The 15,306-nt window shown below is 57.8% G+C and carries 14 protein-coding genes and 1 pseudogene; 6 read left to right on the forward strand and 9 right to left on the reverse strand.

The window, feature by feature from the left end; translation table 11 throughout:
- Window positions 1-18 precede the first annotated feature (18 nt).
- The 4 genes from AC27FC_RS21465 to AC27FC_RS21480 are packed head-to-tail and all read right to left on the reverse strand — an operon-like array spanning window position 19 to window position 3,372.
- Window positions 19-321, reverse strand: a complete 303-nt coding sequence (locus AC27FC_RS21465) for a PTS lactose/cellobiose transporter subunit IIA (protein ID WP_029741865.1) — start codon at window positions 319-321, stop codon at window positions 19-21.
- Window positions 322-326: 5 nt separating this feature from the next.
- Complete coding sequence (locus AC27FC_RS21470; protein ID WP_094935455.1) at window positions 327-1,703, reverse strand: glycoside hydrolase family 1 protein; 1,377 nt, start codon at window positions 1,701-1,703, stop codon at window positions 327-329.
- 17 nt (window positions 1,704-1,720) lie between these two features.
- Window positions 1,721-3,046: a PTS sugar transporter subunit IIC gene (locus AC27FC_RS21475; RefSeq protein ID WP_023309840.1), complete on the reverse strand. Its 1,326-nt coding sequence runs from the start codon at window positions 3,044-3,046 to the stop codon at window positions 1,721-1,723.
- A gap of 11 nt (window positions 3,047-3,057) precedes the next feature.
- Window positions 3,058-3,372, reverse strand: coding sequence for a PTS sugar transporter subunit IIB (locus AC27FC_RS21480; protein ID WP_039260376.1), 315 nt, complete (start codon window positions 3,370-3,372; stop codon window positions 3,058-3,060).
- A gap of 293 nt (window positions 3,373-3,665) precedes the next feature.
- Between AC27FC_RS21480 and AC27FC_RS21485 the strand changes: the two genes are divergently transcribed.
- Entirely contained in the window at window positions 3,666-4,616 is a 951-nt protein-coding gene (locus AC27FC_RS21485; protein WP_196355198.1) for a LacI family DNA-binding transcriptional regulator, read from the forward strand.
- Window positions 4,617-4,661: 45 nt separating this feature from the next.
- Here AC27FC_RS21485 and AC27FC_RS21490 read toward each other — a convergent pair whose 3' ends face one another.
- The 5 genes from AC27FC_RS21490 to AC27FC_RS21510 all read right to left on the reverse strand — a co-directional run bounded on the left by AC27FC_RS21490 (window position 4,662) and on the right by AC27FC_RS21510 (window position 11,393).
- Window positions 4,662-4,958, reverse strand: coding sequence for a YicS family protein (locus tag AC27FC_RS21490; protein WP_023309843.1), 297 nt, complete (start codon window positions 4,956-4,958; stop codon window positions 4,662-4,664).
- A gap of 121 nt (window positions 4,959-5,079) precedes the next feature.
- The gene (locus AC27FC_RS21495; protein WP_487160352.1) at window positions 5,080-6,444 is read right to left on the reverse strand and encodes an efflux transporter outer membrane subunit; all 1,365 of its coding nucleotides are present in this window, start codon (window positions 6,442-6,444) and stop codon (window positions 5,080-5,082) included.
- The gene (locus tag AC27FC_RS21500) at window positions 6,444-9,554 is read right to left on the reverse strand and encodes an efflux RND transporter permease subunit (RefSeq protein WP_196355200.1); all 3,111 of its coding nucleotides are present in this window, start codon (window positions 9,552-9,554) and stop codon (window positions 6,444-6,446) included. Before AC27FC_RS21500 ends, AC27FC_RS21495 begins: the two co-directional genes overlap by 1 nt.
- Window positions 9,554-10,675, reverse strand: coding sequence for an efflux RND transporter periplasmic adaptor subunit (locus tag AC27FC_RS21505; protein ID WP_112778108.1), 1,122 nt, complete (start codon window positions 10,673-10,675; stop codon window positions 9,554-9,556). The genes AC27FC_RS21500 and AC27FC_RS21505 overlap by 1 nt, the downstream gene beginning before the upstream one ends.
- Before the next feature lie 148 nt (window positions 10,676-10,823).
- Complete coding sequence (locus AC27FC_RS21510; protein ID WP_033144322.1) at window positions 10,824-11,393, reverse strand: TetR/AcrR family transcriptional regulator; 570 nt, start codon at window positions 11,391-11,393, stop codon at window positions 10,824-10,826.
- Between the two features lie 186 nt (window positions 11,394-11,579).
- On the opposite strand from AC27FC_RS21510, the gene AC27FC_RS21515 reads away from it, so the two are divergent.
- The 5 genes and pseudogenes from AC27FC_RS21515 to AC27FC_RS21535 form a co-directional block, all read left to right on the forward strand.
- Complete coding sequence (locus tag AC27FC_RS21515; protein ID WP_112778109.1) at window positions 11,580-11,999, forward strand: GNAT family N-acetyltransferase; 420 nt, start codon at window positions 11,580-11,582, stop codon at window positions 11,997-11,999.
- A 147-nt stretch (window positions 12,000-12,146) separates the two neighbouring features.
- Window positions 12,147-12,947 carry a lipoprotein NlpA gene (gene nlpA, locus AC27FC_RS21520; protein WP_112778110.1) on the forward strand — a complete coding sequence of 267 codons (801 nt, stop codon included), beginning with the start codon at window positions 12,147-12,149 and terminating at the stop codon, window positions 12,945-12,947.
- A gap of 122 nt (window positions 12,948-13,069) precedes the next feature.
- Window positions 13,070-13,849 (forward strand): MBL fold metallo-hydrolase, encoded by a 780-nt coding sequence (locus AC27FC_RS21525; RefSeq protein ID WP_096150926.1) that lies wholly within the window; start codon window positions 13,070-13,072, stop codon window positions 13,847-13,849.
- 26 nt (window positions 13,850-13,875) lie between these two features.
- The gene (locus AC27FC_RS21530) at window positions 13,876-14,829 is read left to right on the forward strand and encodes a GlxA family transcriptional regulator (RefSeq protein ID WP_182072110.1); all 954 of its coding nucleotides are present in this window, start codon (window positions 13,876-13,878) and stop codon (window positions 14,827-14,829) included.
- A 183-nt stretch (window positions 14,830-15,012) separates the two neighbouring features.
- A pseudogene (locus AC27FC_RS21535) lies at window positions 15,013-15,306 on the forward strand (ShlB/FhaC/HecB family hemolysin secretion/activation protein); the annotation flags it as partial.

Raw genomic sequence — 15,306 nt, forward strand, 5'->3', positions numbered from 1 at the left:
TAATTATTTCGCCATAGACTATCTCTGATATAAATGAATAATTTCTTCGGACAGTTCACGCGCTAATAAAGAGTTCATTAAATGATCCTGCGCGTGCACCATAATTAACGTCATCGGCTGACGGCCTTCGCCCGCATCCTGCTCGATCAGTTTGGTCTGCATCTTGTGCGCCTGGCGCGCGTAGCCGTCGGCTTCGCGCAGCAGGCTTTTGGCTTCGTCAATATTGCCCTGGCGCGCCGCGTGCAGTGCTTCAAAGCACAGGCTGCGGGACTGTCCGGCATTGACGATAATTTCCATTACGGCTTCTTCTAATGCGATCATCATCATTACTCTTTTTCAAAACTATTATTTAACGCGGTAGCGGCAAACCACTCTCCGCTTTTCTTAATGGTGCGTTTCTGCGTCGCTAAATCGAGCTGGATAAATCCGTAGCGATTTTTATACGCGTTGCACCACGACCAGTTATCAATAAACGTCCACATATGGTAGCCGAGACAATTGCACCCTTCGCTAATACCCTTATGCAGCCAGGCTAAATGTTCGGAAATAAACTCGATGCGGTATTGATCGTTAATCTGGCCATTTTCAATAAAACGCTGCTCGTTTTCGACGCCCATGCCGTTTTCAGAAATAAAGCAGCGTGGGTTGCCGTAATTGTCGCGCAGGTTAACCAGAATATCGTAAATACCCGGCTCGTAGATTTCCCAGCCGCGGTACGGGTTCATCTTGCGGCCCGGCATCTCGTAATTATCGAAGAACCACTCCGGCATAAACGGCGCCTGCGGGTTCACCGCGCTGTCGCGACACTTCACGCGACGCGGCTGATAGTAATTCACGCCGAGCAGGTCGATTTTCCCTTCCGCAATCAGGAAGCCGTCTTCCGGTTTACAGGCGGGTAATTGATCGCAGGATTTCAGCAGCGCTACGAGATCTGCCGGGTATTCGCCGCGCAGGACCGGGTCAAGGAAGCTGCGGTTAAACATCAGATCCGCGATGTGCGCCGCCTTCACGTCTGCCGGGTTCTGCGAACGCGGGTACGACGGCGTCAGGTTCAGCACGATGCCAATCTCCCCCGCGTAATGCCCGGCGCGGTAGGCCTGGACCGCCTTCGCATGGGCCAGCACGGTGTGGTACGCCACGGTGGCTGCCCGACGAAAATCCACCACGTTCGGGTAGTGGAAGTCGTACAGATAACCGCCTTCCACCGGCACGATCGGCTCGTTGAAGGTAAACCAGTGCAGCACGCGATCGCCGAACAGCTCAAAGCAAATCTGCGCATAGCGGGCGTAGGCGTCCACCACGTCGCGGTTTTCCCAGCCGCCGATCTCCTGCATCGCCATCGGCATGTCGAAATGGAACAGGGTCATAAACGGCGTGATGCCCTGTTCATTCAGCTCATCAATGACCTGATTGTAAAAATCGACCGCTTCCGGGTTCACTTCACCGATACCGTCAGGGATCAGGCGCGCCCAGCTAATCGAGGTGCGAAAGCTGTTGTGGTTCAGCTGCTTTAACAGCTGAATATCCGTCTTCCAGTGCTGATAAAACGTGGAGGTCTGCTGCGGCCCCACGCCGCTGTGAAAACGGTTCGGCTCGCGGGCAAACCAGTAATCCCACGTGGTTTCCCCCTCTCTTGCCCCTTCCGTCTGGAGAGCGGAGCTTGCGCTGCCCCACCAGAAATTATCGGGAAATGCGTATTTCATGACTCTTCCTCTTTGACTTAATTGCTGGCGGTCTCGGCGGCGCCGACGGTTGCCTGGGCCTTCTGCTCTTCGTTTTTGATGAGCGTACGCTCATAGGCGCGCAGGAACGGCAGGTACATCAGCGCGGACATCACCATACAGACCAGGCACATCACCACCGGGCTCAGCGCCCAGTTTGCCGCCCACGAGGCGCCAATCGGTGCAGGGGTGGTCCACGGGGTCAACGAGACGACCTGCGCCAGCCAGCCGAGTTTGGTTGCCGCGTACGCCAGGCAGGCGTTGACCAGCGGAACGAACACGAACGGGATAAACAGCATCGGGTTCATGATGATCGGCGCGCCGAACAGAATCGGTTCGTTGATGTTGAAGAAGCTTGGCACCACGCCCATTTTGCCGATGGTGCGCAGGTGGGTAACGCGGCTGCGCAGCAGCAGGAACGCCAGCGGCAGCGTGGAGCCTACGCCGCCAATCAGCAGGTAGTGATCCCAGAAGCCCTGGAGGTAAACGTGCGGCAGCGCCGCGCCGGCCGCCAGCGCCGCCTGGTTTGCCGAGAGGTTCGCCATCCAGAACGGGTTCATGATGCCGGTGACGATCAGCGAGCCGTGAATACCGGCGAACCAGAAGATCTGGCACAGCAGCACGGAGAGCAGAATGGCGGGCAGGGAGTCAGAGGCGGACACCAGCGGCTCCAGCAGGTGCATGATCGCCTGCGGTATGATCATTCCGGTCTGCGCTTCAATGAACAGGTTCAGCGGGTGCAGCGTGCCGATCACCACCATCACCGGGATCAGGATTTCAAACGAGCGCGCCACGCCGGTTGGTACTTCCTTCGGCAGGCGAATGGTCACGTTGTTCTGCTTCAGCCACGCGTAAACGCGGGTGGCGTAAATGGCGGTGATCAGGGCGGTGAAGATGCCCTGGCCGGAGAGATACTGGGTCGAGATCTTGCCGTCGGCATACGGCGCGGCGACCAGCAGGAAGGCCATAAAGGCCAGCAGGCCGGACATCACCGGGTCGAGGTTAAACTGACGCCCCAGGCTCGCCCCAATTCCCACCGAAATGAAGAAGGTCATCACGCCCATGCTGAGGTTAAACGGCAGCATCAGCTGTTCACGATAGGTCTGGGAGAAATCCAGCCAGCCGCGGGCAAAGCTGTTGGTGGTATCCGCCGAGAAAGGCGGGAAGATGAACACCAGCATAAACGAGCCGATGATCATAAACGGCAGCGCGGCGGTAAAGCCGTCGCGGATGGCAATCACATACTTTTGCTGGCCCAGCTTGGCGGCCAGCGGGGTAATTGACTGCTCAATCACCGCGACCATGGATTGATATAACGAACTCATGTGAACACCTTTTAGTGTGCCGCTTCGATGAGCGACAGAGCATAGTCCAGTACTTTATCGCCACGCTGCATGCCGTAGTCCATCATATCGATGGGCTGCACCGGAATGCCTTTCGTAGCCGCCTTGTCTGAGAGTGTCTTTAACATGTATTTCACTTGCGGTCCGAGAAGGACAACCTGGTATTGCGGAAACTGCGTATCAAATTCGGAAACACCGTACGCATCAATCTTCACCGGCAAACCACGTTCTTTCGCGACATCGACCATTTTGCTGACCAACAGGCTGGTGGACATCCCGGCAGAGCAGCACAGCATAATCTTGAACATCGACAACCATCCTCTAAATGTAAAAAGTTATTGCGAGGATGATTGGACATTATACGGAAACCGGTTTCCATTCATAAAAGACAGAAGTGTGATACCCATCAAGATCCCTTACTTATGAGGCTAATTAACCGGATGTGGGTCACATAATTTGGCTGTTTTGACATCATTTTGAGTGGAAACGGAAAATCGGTTTCCATGGAAAACGGAAACGGATATACTCCGTTCTGGCTATAATGTGAGCCGAAGCGGTGATGGAATTTGCAGGCGCGAGGTAAGCCTGCCAGGGGAAAGAGATGTCGACAATCAATGATGTATCACGTCTTGCCGGGGTGTCTAAAGCCACGGTATCGCGAGTGTTGAGTGGGTCGCGTGGCGTTAAGGAAGCCAGCCGTCAGGCCGTTCTGAAGGCCGTGGATGAGCTGAACTATCGTCCCAACGTGATTGCCCAGTCGCTGCTGAGCCAGTCGACGGGCTGCATTGGAGTCATTTGCGCGCAGGAAAATATTAACCAGACCACCGGTTATCTCTACGCGCTGGAAAAACAGCTCAGCCAGCATCAAAAACACCTCCTGCTGCGCTTCGCGCACAGCAAAGCGGAAGTGATGCACGCCCTTGAAGAACTCTCCTGCGGGCTCTGCGATGATATCCTGGTGATTGGCGCCCGTTTCCCGCTGGACGTGGATATGGACAACGTCATTCTGGTGGACTGCATGGAGTCTGATAATTCCAACAGCATCCAGTTCGATCACGCCTTTGCCGCCGAAACCGCCTGTAACTACCTCACCAGCCAGGGGCGTCGCCAGATTGCGCTGATCCACCCCCACGGCAGCGGTTTTGCCGACCAGGTGCTGCTTGGCTACAAGCACGCGCTGGAGAAAAATTTCCTGCCCTTTAATCGCAACCTGGTCTTTATGGACGCGACTTCTTCGTCCGTTGCGCTGCAGGAGCTGCTTAACAACGCCAGCACCCTGAACTTCAACGCGCTGCTGGTGGCGGACGAGCAGGAAGCCCAGCGGGTGATCCCGCAGCTGCAGGCGTTTAATAAATCGGTGCCGGACGACATTATGGTCTTCAGCCTTGCCGGATCGCTGCACCTGCCGGGTATTCCGGTGATCCCGGCGATTGAATATTCCATGGACGCGATGGCGGCGCGCATTGTGAGCTGGCTGACGGAGAAAACGCAGATGCTCGGGTCCTATGTTCTGCGCGGGGATCTCATCATTCCGGATATGCGGAAGCGTTAAACATGTTTTCCAGGCCGGGTAAGCGCAGCGCCACCCGGCGGGAATTCAATAATCTTCCATACAATCCACCTGACCAATCGCCCCCCAGTAGGCATCCAGGTTGTCGCGCTTCACGGCGGTGATGGCATTTTTAATCAGCAGCTGATTGGCCTCGGACGACAAAATCATCTCCTGCCAGGCTTTATCGCTCTGCTTTTTCTGTGGCGTACAGGTTTTCTTAATATCTTTAAGGACCTGCTGCTTTATTTGCGCCTCTTTCGCGGGGTCATCCTTTTCCTGAGCATGGACAAACGCGGCGAAGAGCAGACAAACCAGCAGGCAGACCAGGTGCGCAGCTTTCATCAACAACCCCCTTTAGAAGTCACATGCTTCCCATGAAATATATCGTTACATTCAGTGTAGCGACGCCAGCCGAAAGTATGAATTTTCTCTTCACCGCCTGTCATGAACTTCCCGGCAAGCGCTACTGAATACCGCCCCCCAGCGACTGCCACAGCGTGATGCGGTTTTCCAGGTCGGTTTGCTGCAGCGCGATCAGCGATTCCTGCGCCGACCACAGCGACCGCTGCGCGGTCAGTACCGTCAGATAATCTCCCGCGCCCGCCTTATAGCTGCGCGTTGCCACATCCAGCGTTTTTTGCTCCGCCGCGACGTATTCGCGCTGGGCGTCGAGCTGCTCGCTCAGGGTTTCTCGTCGCGCCAGCGCGTCGGCCACGTCCTTAAACGCGCTCTGGATGGCTTTCTCATAGGTGGCGATCAGCCCTTTCTTCTCCGCTTCCGCGTAGCGCAGCTGCGCCAGGTTGTTCCCGCCGCTAAACAGCGGCAGGGTGATGGACGGCGCGAACGACCAGACCTTCATCCCATGGCTGAACAGGGAGGAGAGCGAGTCGCTGCCGACGCCCGCGCTGGCGGTCAGTGAAATGGTCGGGAAGAAGTTGGCCCGCGCCGCGCCGATGTTGGCGTTGGCGCTCAGCAGGTTATGTTCCGCCTCCTGAATGTCCGGGCGGCGCAGCAGAGCGCTGGAGCTGACGCCCGCCGGGATCAGCGTGATGGCGTTGTCGCTCAGGCTCTCCAGCGTGCCGGGCAGTAGGTTGTCCGGCACCGTATCGCCCGCCAGCAGATTGAGGGCATTTTTGTCCTGCATCACCAGCGTCCGGTAGCTCGCGACGCTGGCGCGCGCCTGCTGATACACCGCCATCGCTTCACTGACGTCCGTCGCCGCCGCCACGCCCACTTCCTGCTGGCGCTTCACAATCTTCAGCGAGTTCGCGGCGCTCTCCATCGTGGATTTCGCCAGCGCCAGGTTGCTGTTATCCGCCGCCAGCGTCACCCAGGCCGTGGTCAGCTCGCTGACCATCGTCAGGCGCGTGTTCTGCGCGGTGAACTCGCTGGCAAGCCAGGTTTCACGCGCGGCGCGGGAGAGGCTCTGGTTGCGGCCAAACAGATCCAGCTCGAAGCTGGAGACCGCGCCGTTGGCTTCGTCGCTTGTCGCGACGCCGCTTGCCAGCGTGCGGCTGCGGGTATGGCTCAGCTCGGCGTCCACCGTCGGGAACAGGGACGAGCGCGTTTCATCGTACTGGGCGCGGGCGGCGTCGATATCAGCAATCGCTTTTTGCACGTCGCGGTTGCTGTTAAGCGCCATCGTCACCACGCTTTTCAGCCGCGCATCGTTCATCACCTGCTGCCACTGGCTCACCACGGCGGTGGCTTCGCCGTGCGCGCCGGGCAAGGTTGCCGGGACGGGTGCGTCCGGGCGTTGCCAGGTTGGATCTAACGACACACAGCCCGCGCTCAGCAGGGCTAACGCTAAAACAGATACACGAAACATTATGACCTCCGGTTTGCGTGCTTACCGGAGAACAGACGTTTCACCAGTACAAAGAATAAGGGGACGAAGAAGATCGCCAGCAGCGTCGCGGCCAGCGTTCCGCCGATAATGCCGGTACCAATTGCCACGCGGCTGTTGGCGCCTGCACCGGTTGCCACGGCCAGCGGCGTAACCCCTGCGATAAACGCCAGCGAGGTCATGATGATCGGCCGCAGACGCGTCTGGGCGGCACGCAGTGCGGCGCGCGTCAGAGAGTACCCTTCAGCGACTTTGGCTTCGGCAAACTCGACAATCAGGATGGCGTTCTTCGACGACAGGCCGATGGTGGTGAGCAGCGCCACCTGGAAATAGACGTCGTTGTTCAGGCCGCGCAGCGAGGCGGCGACGGCCGCGCCCAGCACGCCAAGCGGGATCACCAGGATGACCGAAATCGGTACCGACCAGCTCTCATACAGCGCCGCCAGGCACAGGAACACGACGAGGATGGAGAGGGCATACAGGCTCATCGCCTGACCGCTCGCCAGTTTTTCCTGCAACGACAAACCGCTCCACGCCCAGGTGCTGCCGGACGGCAGGCTGTTTGCCAGCTGCTCCATTTTGCCCATCGCCGTGCCGGAGCTGGCGCCGCTGGCGTTTTCGCCCTGTATCTCATACGCCGCCGAGCCGTTGTAGCGCACCAGGCTTTCCGGGCCGTACTCCCAGCGGGTGGTGGCGAAGGCGGAGAACGGCGTCATGGTGCTGTCGCTGCCGCGCACAAACCATTTGTTGAGATCCGACGGTACGGCGCGGGTGTCGCTGTCGCCCTGGATGTAGACCTTTTTCACGCGGCCGCGGTCGATAAAATCGTTCACGTAGGTCCCGCCCCAGGCGCTGGAGAGGGTGTTGGTAACGTCGCTCAGGGACAGCCCCAGCGACACGGCCTTGTTGTTATCGATATCCACCTGAAGCTGCGGCATCTGCGGCAGATCGTTGGCGCGCACGGCGTGCAGCGAGCTGTCCTGGTTGGCTTCGCCAATCAGCTGGTTACGCAGCTTCAGCAGCGCGTCGCGGTCGGTGCCGCCGCTGGCCATCAGCTCAAAGGTAAAGCCGTTGCTCTGGCCCAGGCCGTCCACCGCAGGCGGCGTCATGGCAAAGATGGTCGCATCGCGGATGGCGCTTAGCTCCTGCGTGGCGCGCAGGGCGATGGCCTGCGCGGTGTTTGCATCGCCTTTACGTTCGGACCAGTTTTTCAGGGAGACAAACGCCATCCCGGCGTTCTGGCCGCTGCCGCTGAAGCTGAAGCCCTCAATGGTGAAGATCACGTTGGTATTGGCTTTTTCTTTCGTGAGGAACCACTCGCGCACCTGGCGGCTGACTTCGGCGGTACGTACCGTCGTTGCGCCCGCTGGCAGGGTGTACTGCACCATGATTTCGCCCTGATCTTCCGTTGGCAGGAAGCTGCCCGGCAGCTTAAGCATGGCGAAGCCCATCGCGCCGCAGAGCAGGGCATAGATAACCAGCATGCCGCCGGAACGGCGCAGGGCGCGCAGCACCTTGTTCTGATAGCCGCGCTCGGTCCTGCTGTAGAAGCGGTTAAACGCGCCGAAGAAGCCCTTTTTGTGCGGCGCCGTGTGGCTCAGGATCGAGCCGCAGAGCGCCGGCGTCAGGGTCAACGCCACCACCACGGAGAGGAACATCGCCGAAATAATGGTGACCGAGAACTGACGGTAAATCACCCCGGTGGAGCCGCTGAAGAAGGCCATCGGCAGGAATACCGCAGAGAGCACCAGCGCAATGGCAACCAGCGCGCCGGAGATTTCGCCCATCGATTTCTCAGTAGCTTCCCGGGCGGGCAGCCCCTCGTCGCGCATAATACGCTCGACGTTTTCCACCACCACGATGGCATCATCCACCAAAAGCCCGATCGCCAGCACCATCGCAAACAGCGTCAGGGTATTGATGGAGTAGCCGAACAGCGCCAGCACGCCGAAGGTGCCCAGCAGAACGACGGGCACCGCCAGCGCCGGGATCAGCGTCGCGCGGATGTTTTGCAGGAACAGGTACATCACCACCACCACGAGGATAATGGCTTCGAACAGGGTCTGAATCACGTCCTCAACGGAGATCTTGATGAACTCGGTGCTGTCTTTCGGGTAGGCCACGTCGTAGCCTTCCGGCATCGACTTTTTGAACTCGGCGATCTTGTCTTTTACCGCCGTCGCCGTGTTGAGCGCGTTCGCGCCCGGTGAGAGCATCACCGCCATACCCGCCGCCGGGTGGCCGTTCAGCTTCGCAGTGGCGGTATAATCTTCGCTGCCCATCTCCACGCGGGCGACGTCGCTGATGCGCACCACCGCGCCGCTGGACTGGCTCTTCACGATAATATTTTTGAACTGATCGACCGTCTGCAGGCGCGACTGGGCGCGGACGGTGGCGGTCAGCTGCTGGGCGTTCGACGAGGGCAGCGCGCCGATTTTACCGGCGGAGACCTGTACGTTCTGCGCTTCAATCGCGCTCTGCACGTCGGACGGCATCAGCGAGTAGGACGCCAGCTTCGCCGGGTCAAGCCAGATGCGCATGGCGTATTCCGCCCCGAACACCTGCAGGCTGCCGACGCCCTCCACGCGCGCCAGCGGGTCCTGCATATTGCTCACCAGCCAGTCGGCGATATCCGAGCTGCTGGCGGTGTCGGTTTTGTCGTACACGCCCATGATCAGCAGGAAGTTGCTCTGCGATTTCTCGACGGTAATGCCGGACTGCTGCACCTCGGTCGGCAGGCGCGATTCTGCCTGCTGAACTTTGTTCTGCACCTGCACCTGGGCTGTGTCCGGGTCGGTTCCCTGCTCGAAGGTGACGGTAATGCTCACCGACCCGTCCGAGCTGCTGGTGGAGGTGAAGTAGAGCAGGTTATCCAGGCCGGTCAGCTGCTGCTCGATCACCTGCGTCACGCTGTTTTCCAGCGTCTGCGCGGAGGCACCGGTGTAGGTGGCAGAGATTTTGATCGACGGCGGGGCGACGTCCGGGTACTGCGCGACCGGCAGCGTACGGATCGCCAGCATCCCGGCGAGCATGATAAGAATGGCGATAACCCAGGCAAAGACCGGGCGACGCACGAAGAAGCGGGAAAACATCAGGCTTTTCCTCCCGCAGCTTTCATCTCTTCGGCCTTCACTTCCTGCCCGGGAGTCACTTTGTCGGTACCTTCCACAATCAGCCTGTCGCCCGCCTTCAGGCCGCTCAGCACCAGCCATTTGTCGCCGTAGGTGTCGCCCGTCTCCAGCTGACGCTGCTCGACCTTATTGCTGGCATTCACCACCAGCGCGGTGGCGGTGCCTTTGGCATCGCGGGTGATGCCCTGCTGCGGGGCGAGGATCGCGTCGTTCATGATGCCTTCATCCACCCTGGCGCGAACGAACATCCCCGGCAGGAGCTGATGCTGCGGGTTCGGGAAGACGGCGCGCAGCGTGACCGAGCCGGTTGATTCATCCACCGCCACTTCGGTTAACGCCAGGCGGCCTTTCTCACCGTAGGTGCTGCCGTCTTCGAGGATTAAGGACACGCTTAGCGTATCGCTATTGGTGGCAAGGGTTTGCCTGCGTAAACGCAGCAGATCGGCGCTGGAACGCGTGAGATCGACGTACATGCTGTCCAGTCCGCGAACGGTGGCGAGCGCGGTATCCTGCTGCGCGGTCACCAGCGCGCCGGGCGTGACGGAGGAGATGCCGATGCGTCCGGCAATCGGCGCGGTAACGGTGGTCCAGTTGAGGTTAATGCGCGCGCTCTCCTGCGCGGCCTTCTTTGACTCGACGCTGGCCTTGTCCTGCGCGCAGGTGGACTTCGCGTCCTCTGCGTCCTGGCGCGACACGCCGTCGTCTTTCACCAGCTGCGCATAGCGCCGGGCCTTCTGGCAGTCGGTCGCTACCAGCGCCTGAGCCTGCTTCAGCGCCGCGGCGGCTTCATCAAACGCCGCGCGGTAGCTGGAAGGGTCAATTTGATACAGCGCCTGTCCGGCTTTCACGGTATCGCCTTCGGTGAACAGCCGCTTCTGGATAATGCCGCCCACCTGCGGGCGCACTTCGGCGCTCATGGCGGCGGTGGTGCGGCCGGTCAGCTCGCTGACGACGGACACCGGCTGGCTCAAGAGGGTGACAATCCCCACATCCGGAAGAGGACGCTGGGGAGCAGATGTTTGCGCATTATCGCACCCGGTCAGGAGAAATAATGCCGCGATGGAGGTTGTTATGTTTTTCATAATCTTTTTCCAGGGTGAACGACACCAGCCCCGTTAATGGCTTAACGGGGAGGAGGGCTATTTAAAGGCACAGCGATACCGCATCTCCGGCTGAGCCAGAAATGTAAAAAAGGGGAATTACTTATTCCCGCTAATTATTCATATGCGATTACTTCGCAGAGAAAAGCATATTTAAAATATCCTGGTAAAGGGGTTCTAATTGTTCTGACGGGACTTTTAAGGGGGTTAATCGACGATAAATCGTCCCCTCAATCATCACGGCGGTAATCTCCACGCAGCAGCGAATATGCTCGTCGCTCAGGTGGGGAAACTGCTTTTTCAGGTGCGCACAGGCGTTGGCGAACATGCGCGATTCGGCTTCGATCAGCATCGTCGCCACCTGCGGATTACGCGTGGCCTCAGCGGACATTTCCAGCATCAGCGCATCGTCATCTTCGTTGAGGGTCTGTCGCCAGGCGAGCGCCTGCGGCATCCCTTCCACCAGGGTTTTACCCTGCATCTCCTCAATGCGTGAGTCGATGATTCGGCGGATCATCTCTTCGATAATCGCGTCTTTGTTGCTGAAATAACGGTAAATTTGCCCGACGCTGAGCTTCGCTTCGCTGGCTATCTGCGACATGCTGGCGGCGTGAAATCCGCTGGCGCGAAAGCAGCGACGCGCGGCGGTGATGATTTCGTCCTGACGTTGTTTTTGTCGTTCTTCCAGTTTCGTACTCATCGTCGGCTACCGTGTAAAAGTGAGAATGATCGTTCTCAGTATACGTTTTGGGTGCGTATTGGAAAGGCCTTTTTTATTTAGATATTGAGGGAATGTTTCCGTATTTAAAAAATGGAGGGAATGAGGAGTTTTTGTGGAGGTTAAGCTATGAGATATTCAGATTGCATAGAAAATAAGGAGAGAAAAATGCACCTGAGCATAACAAATAATGTAACGCCCGCTGAAAAAGAAGAGTTATTTGTGGGGTTAAGAGCCTATAACGGGCAATTTTTGGATATGGCGACCTTTAGCTGCGACATTGGCGTTTACGTACGAGACGATAAAGGCGTCATGCTCGGCGGGCTAATTGGGGTGCGTAAAGGCGACTGGCTGAATATCGACTATCTCTGGGTCAGCGAGACCGTGCGCGGATCCGGCGTGGGCAGCCAGCTCATCAAAACGGCCGAAGAGGAAGCCAGACGCAAAGGCTGCAAGCACGCGCTGGTCGATACCGCCAGCTTCCAGGCGCGCCCGTTCTATGAAAAACAGGGGTACCAGCTGCAGATGTCGCTACAGGATTACCCGTATGAGGGCATGCAGCGGCATTATCTCGCGAAAGCGCTTTAAGCCCCGGATCTGTAGGCCGGGTAAGCGCAGCGCCACCCGGCAAAACCCGCATATAACTTATCCTTCTTATTGATTCTTTTTCGGTTTTTATTTCACCGCCTCGTTGTCGATATAGTCACTACAACATTTAGCAAAAGGAACTGTCTTGTGAAACGTCGATTGGGTGCTCTGGTACTTGCTGGCCTGCTGCTGGCAGGGTGCGATCAAAGTGGCAGCGATGCCAAACACATTAAAGTGGGCGTCATCAACGGCGCTGAACAGGACGTGGCGGAAGTCGCCAAAAAGGTGGCAAAAGAGAAATATGGCCTGGACGTGGAGCTGGTCGGCTTCAGCGGCTCGCTGTTGCCCAACGATGCCACCAACCAGGGGGAACTGGATGCCAACGTCTTCCAGCATCGCCCGTTCCTCGCTGAGGATAACAAGGCGCATAACTACAAGCTGGTGGCCGTGGCGAACACTTTTGTTTTTCCGATGGCCGGCTATTCCCGCAAAATTAAATCCGTCTCTGACCTGAAGGACGGGGCGACGATTGCCATTCCAAACGACCCGACCAATCTTGGCCGCGCGCTGTTGCTGCTGCAAAAGGAGAAGCTCATTACCCTGAAGCCGGGCACCGGGCTGCTGCCGACGGCGCTGGATATTACCGCCAACCCTAAACAGCTGAAAATTATGGAGCTGGAAGGGGCGCAGCTGCCGCGCGTGCTGGACGACCCGAAAATGGATGTCGCCATCATCAGCACCACCTATATTCAGCAAACTGGGCTGTCGCCGGTGCATGACAGCGTCTTTATTGAAGATAAAAACTCGCCGTACGTGAACATCGTGGTGACGCGCGAAGACAACAAAGACGCGGAGAACGTGAAGGAATTTATCCAGTCGTATCAGTCGCCTGAGGTAGCGAAAGCGGCGGAGACGATCTTTAACGGCGGGGCGGTGCCGGGCTGGTAAACGATCTGACGGAAAACGGGTTGCTTAAATTGGCCCGATTCCATCGGTAATCGCCCTTTAACCCACTGCGGCAAGTGCGACGGCTGGCTATCCTCCTTATCACACCCACCGGAGGATAGCCCATGAACATTACCCACATTCGCAACGCCACCCAGCTGATTACCTACGCCGGAAAACGTCTTTTAATCGACCCGATGCTGGCCCCGAAGGGGGCTTATCCGGGCTTTCCCGGCACGGCGTATGCCGAACGTCGTAACCCGACGGTCGAACTCCCCGTTGACGTCAACACGCTGCTGGATACCGACGCGGTGATCGTCACCCATACCCATGACGATCACTGGGATCGCACCGCGGCGGAGCTGATCGCCAAAGACAAACCGATCTACGTGCAAAACGATCGTGACGCCGCGCTGCTGCGAAGCCAGGGATTCAGCAACCTGACGGTCATGACCGACGCGACCTTCTTCGGCGATATTCAGATTACGAAAACCCACGGCGGGCAGCACGGCACCGATCGCGCTTACGCCGTGCCGGAGCTGGCGGAGCGGCTGGGCGAGGCCTGCGGCGTGGTGCTGCGTCATCCCGATGAGAAGACGCTCTATCTTGCCGGGGATACCGTCTGGCGTGACGAGGTGGCGGCCGATCTGCAAAAGCACCAGCCGGACGTGGTGGTGCTGAACGCTGGCTATGCCCACGTCATTGGTTTTGGGCCCATTATTATGGGGCAGGAGGACGTGCTCAACGTTCATTTCCTGCTGCCGCAGGCCAGCATTGTGGCGATCCATATGGAGGCGATTAACCACTGCCTGTTGACCCGCAGCGCGCTGCGTGAGTACGTTGAAGCCAATCAGGTGAGTGACGCAGTGAGCATTCCCCAGGATGGCGAAACCGTTATATTCTGAGTGCGTTAAAGGGAAAGGAGGAACTGATGTCGCTAATCAACGTCGCGATTGTCGCGGTAGACGGGTTCAGCCCGTTCCACTACTCCGTTCCCTGCATTCTGTTTGGCGATTCGGTCTCCGGCGAAAAGCGCTTTAGCGTGACGATCTGCGCCGAAATGCCGGGTTTTCTCACCTCAAAAGACGGATTTGCCCTCAACGCCACGCAGGACTACACCGCCATTGGTCAGGCCGATATTGTCGTCGTTCCCTACTGGCAGCACGTCCTTGAACGACCGCCCCAGACGCTGCTCGACAGCCTGGTGCAGGCGAGAGACAACGGCGCGGAAATCGTCGGGCTGTGTCTGGGGTCGTTTGTGCTGGCCTGGGCGGGGCTTCTCGACGGCAAACGTGCGGCCACCCACTGGGAGTTCGAACATCAGTTCCAGTCCCTTTTCCCGCACGTTCAGCTGGATATCAATGCGCTCTACGTGGATGACGGCAATATCATCACCTCCGCCGGAACCGCGGCGGCGCTGGACTGCTGCCTGTATATCATTCGTCAGCGCTTTGGCAGCGTGGTCGCCAACCAGATTGCCCGTCGGATGATTGTTCCGCCCCACCGCGAGGGCGGTCAGGCGCAGTTCATCGCCCAGCCGGTACCCAAAGATACCCGCGACGGACGCATTAACTGCCTGATCGATTATCTTCAGCAGCACATTACCGAACCGCATAGCCTGGACTCACTGGCGGAGGTGGTTTCGATGAGCCGCCGCACCCTGACCCGTCATTTTATTCAAGCCACGGGGATGAGCGTCGCCGACTGGCTTACCGCCGAACGCCTGCGGCGCAGCCAGCTCCTGCTTGAAGCCGGAAATATGCCGATTGAGCGCGTGGCCGAACTGGTGGGATTTAATTCCGCCGTCACCTGGCGACAGCAGTTTAAGGCGCGTTTTGGGGTGAGCCCTGCGGAATGGAGAAAAACATTCCGTCTTCACAGCTAGTGTATTACGGCTAACTCAAGATTTAAGGGGTAGTTAAATCACTTCTTATTTTTTCTTAATCCACCTCTCATTTTTCTGAAAAAATATTTTATTTGCTTCGCCTTAACGCAAATTAGATATACTCGCATTAAGAATGCTCTTATATTTCGAAAATATTAATTGCGAATAAATTTTGTGGCATGGATGAATAGCAATAAAATAGAAAGAAGAATAATTTCATTAGCAAATTATATTATTTTTATCTTATCGGGTGCGCTTTTTTCAGCAAGCATTAACGCTGCGCCCTTGTCGCCAGCCGATCGCGATACTATTCAGCAGCAACAGCAGCAGCTTTTATTACAGAACCAGCAACAGCGTGAAGAGCTGGAGCGGAGTATCCCTCGCCCGGCGCCTGACAGGCCTCTGCCTGCAGCCGGCACCGGGCCCTGCTTCACCATTGATACCATTACCCTTTCCGGCACGACCCTCATTTCCCCG

The organism is Enterobacter sp. C3_dUdeg (genome assembly GCF_057536195.1).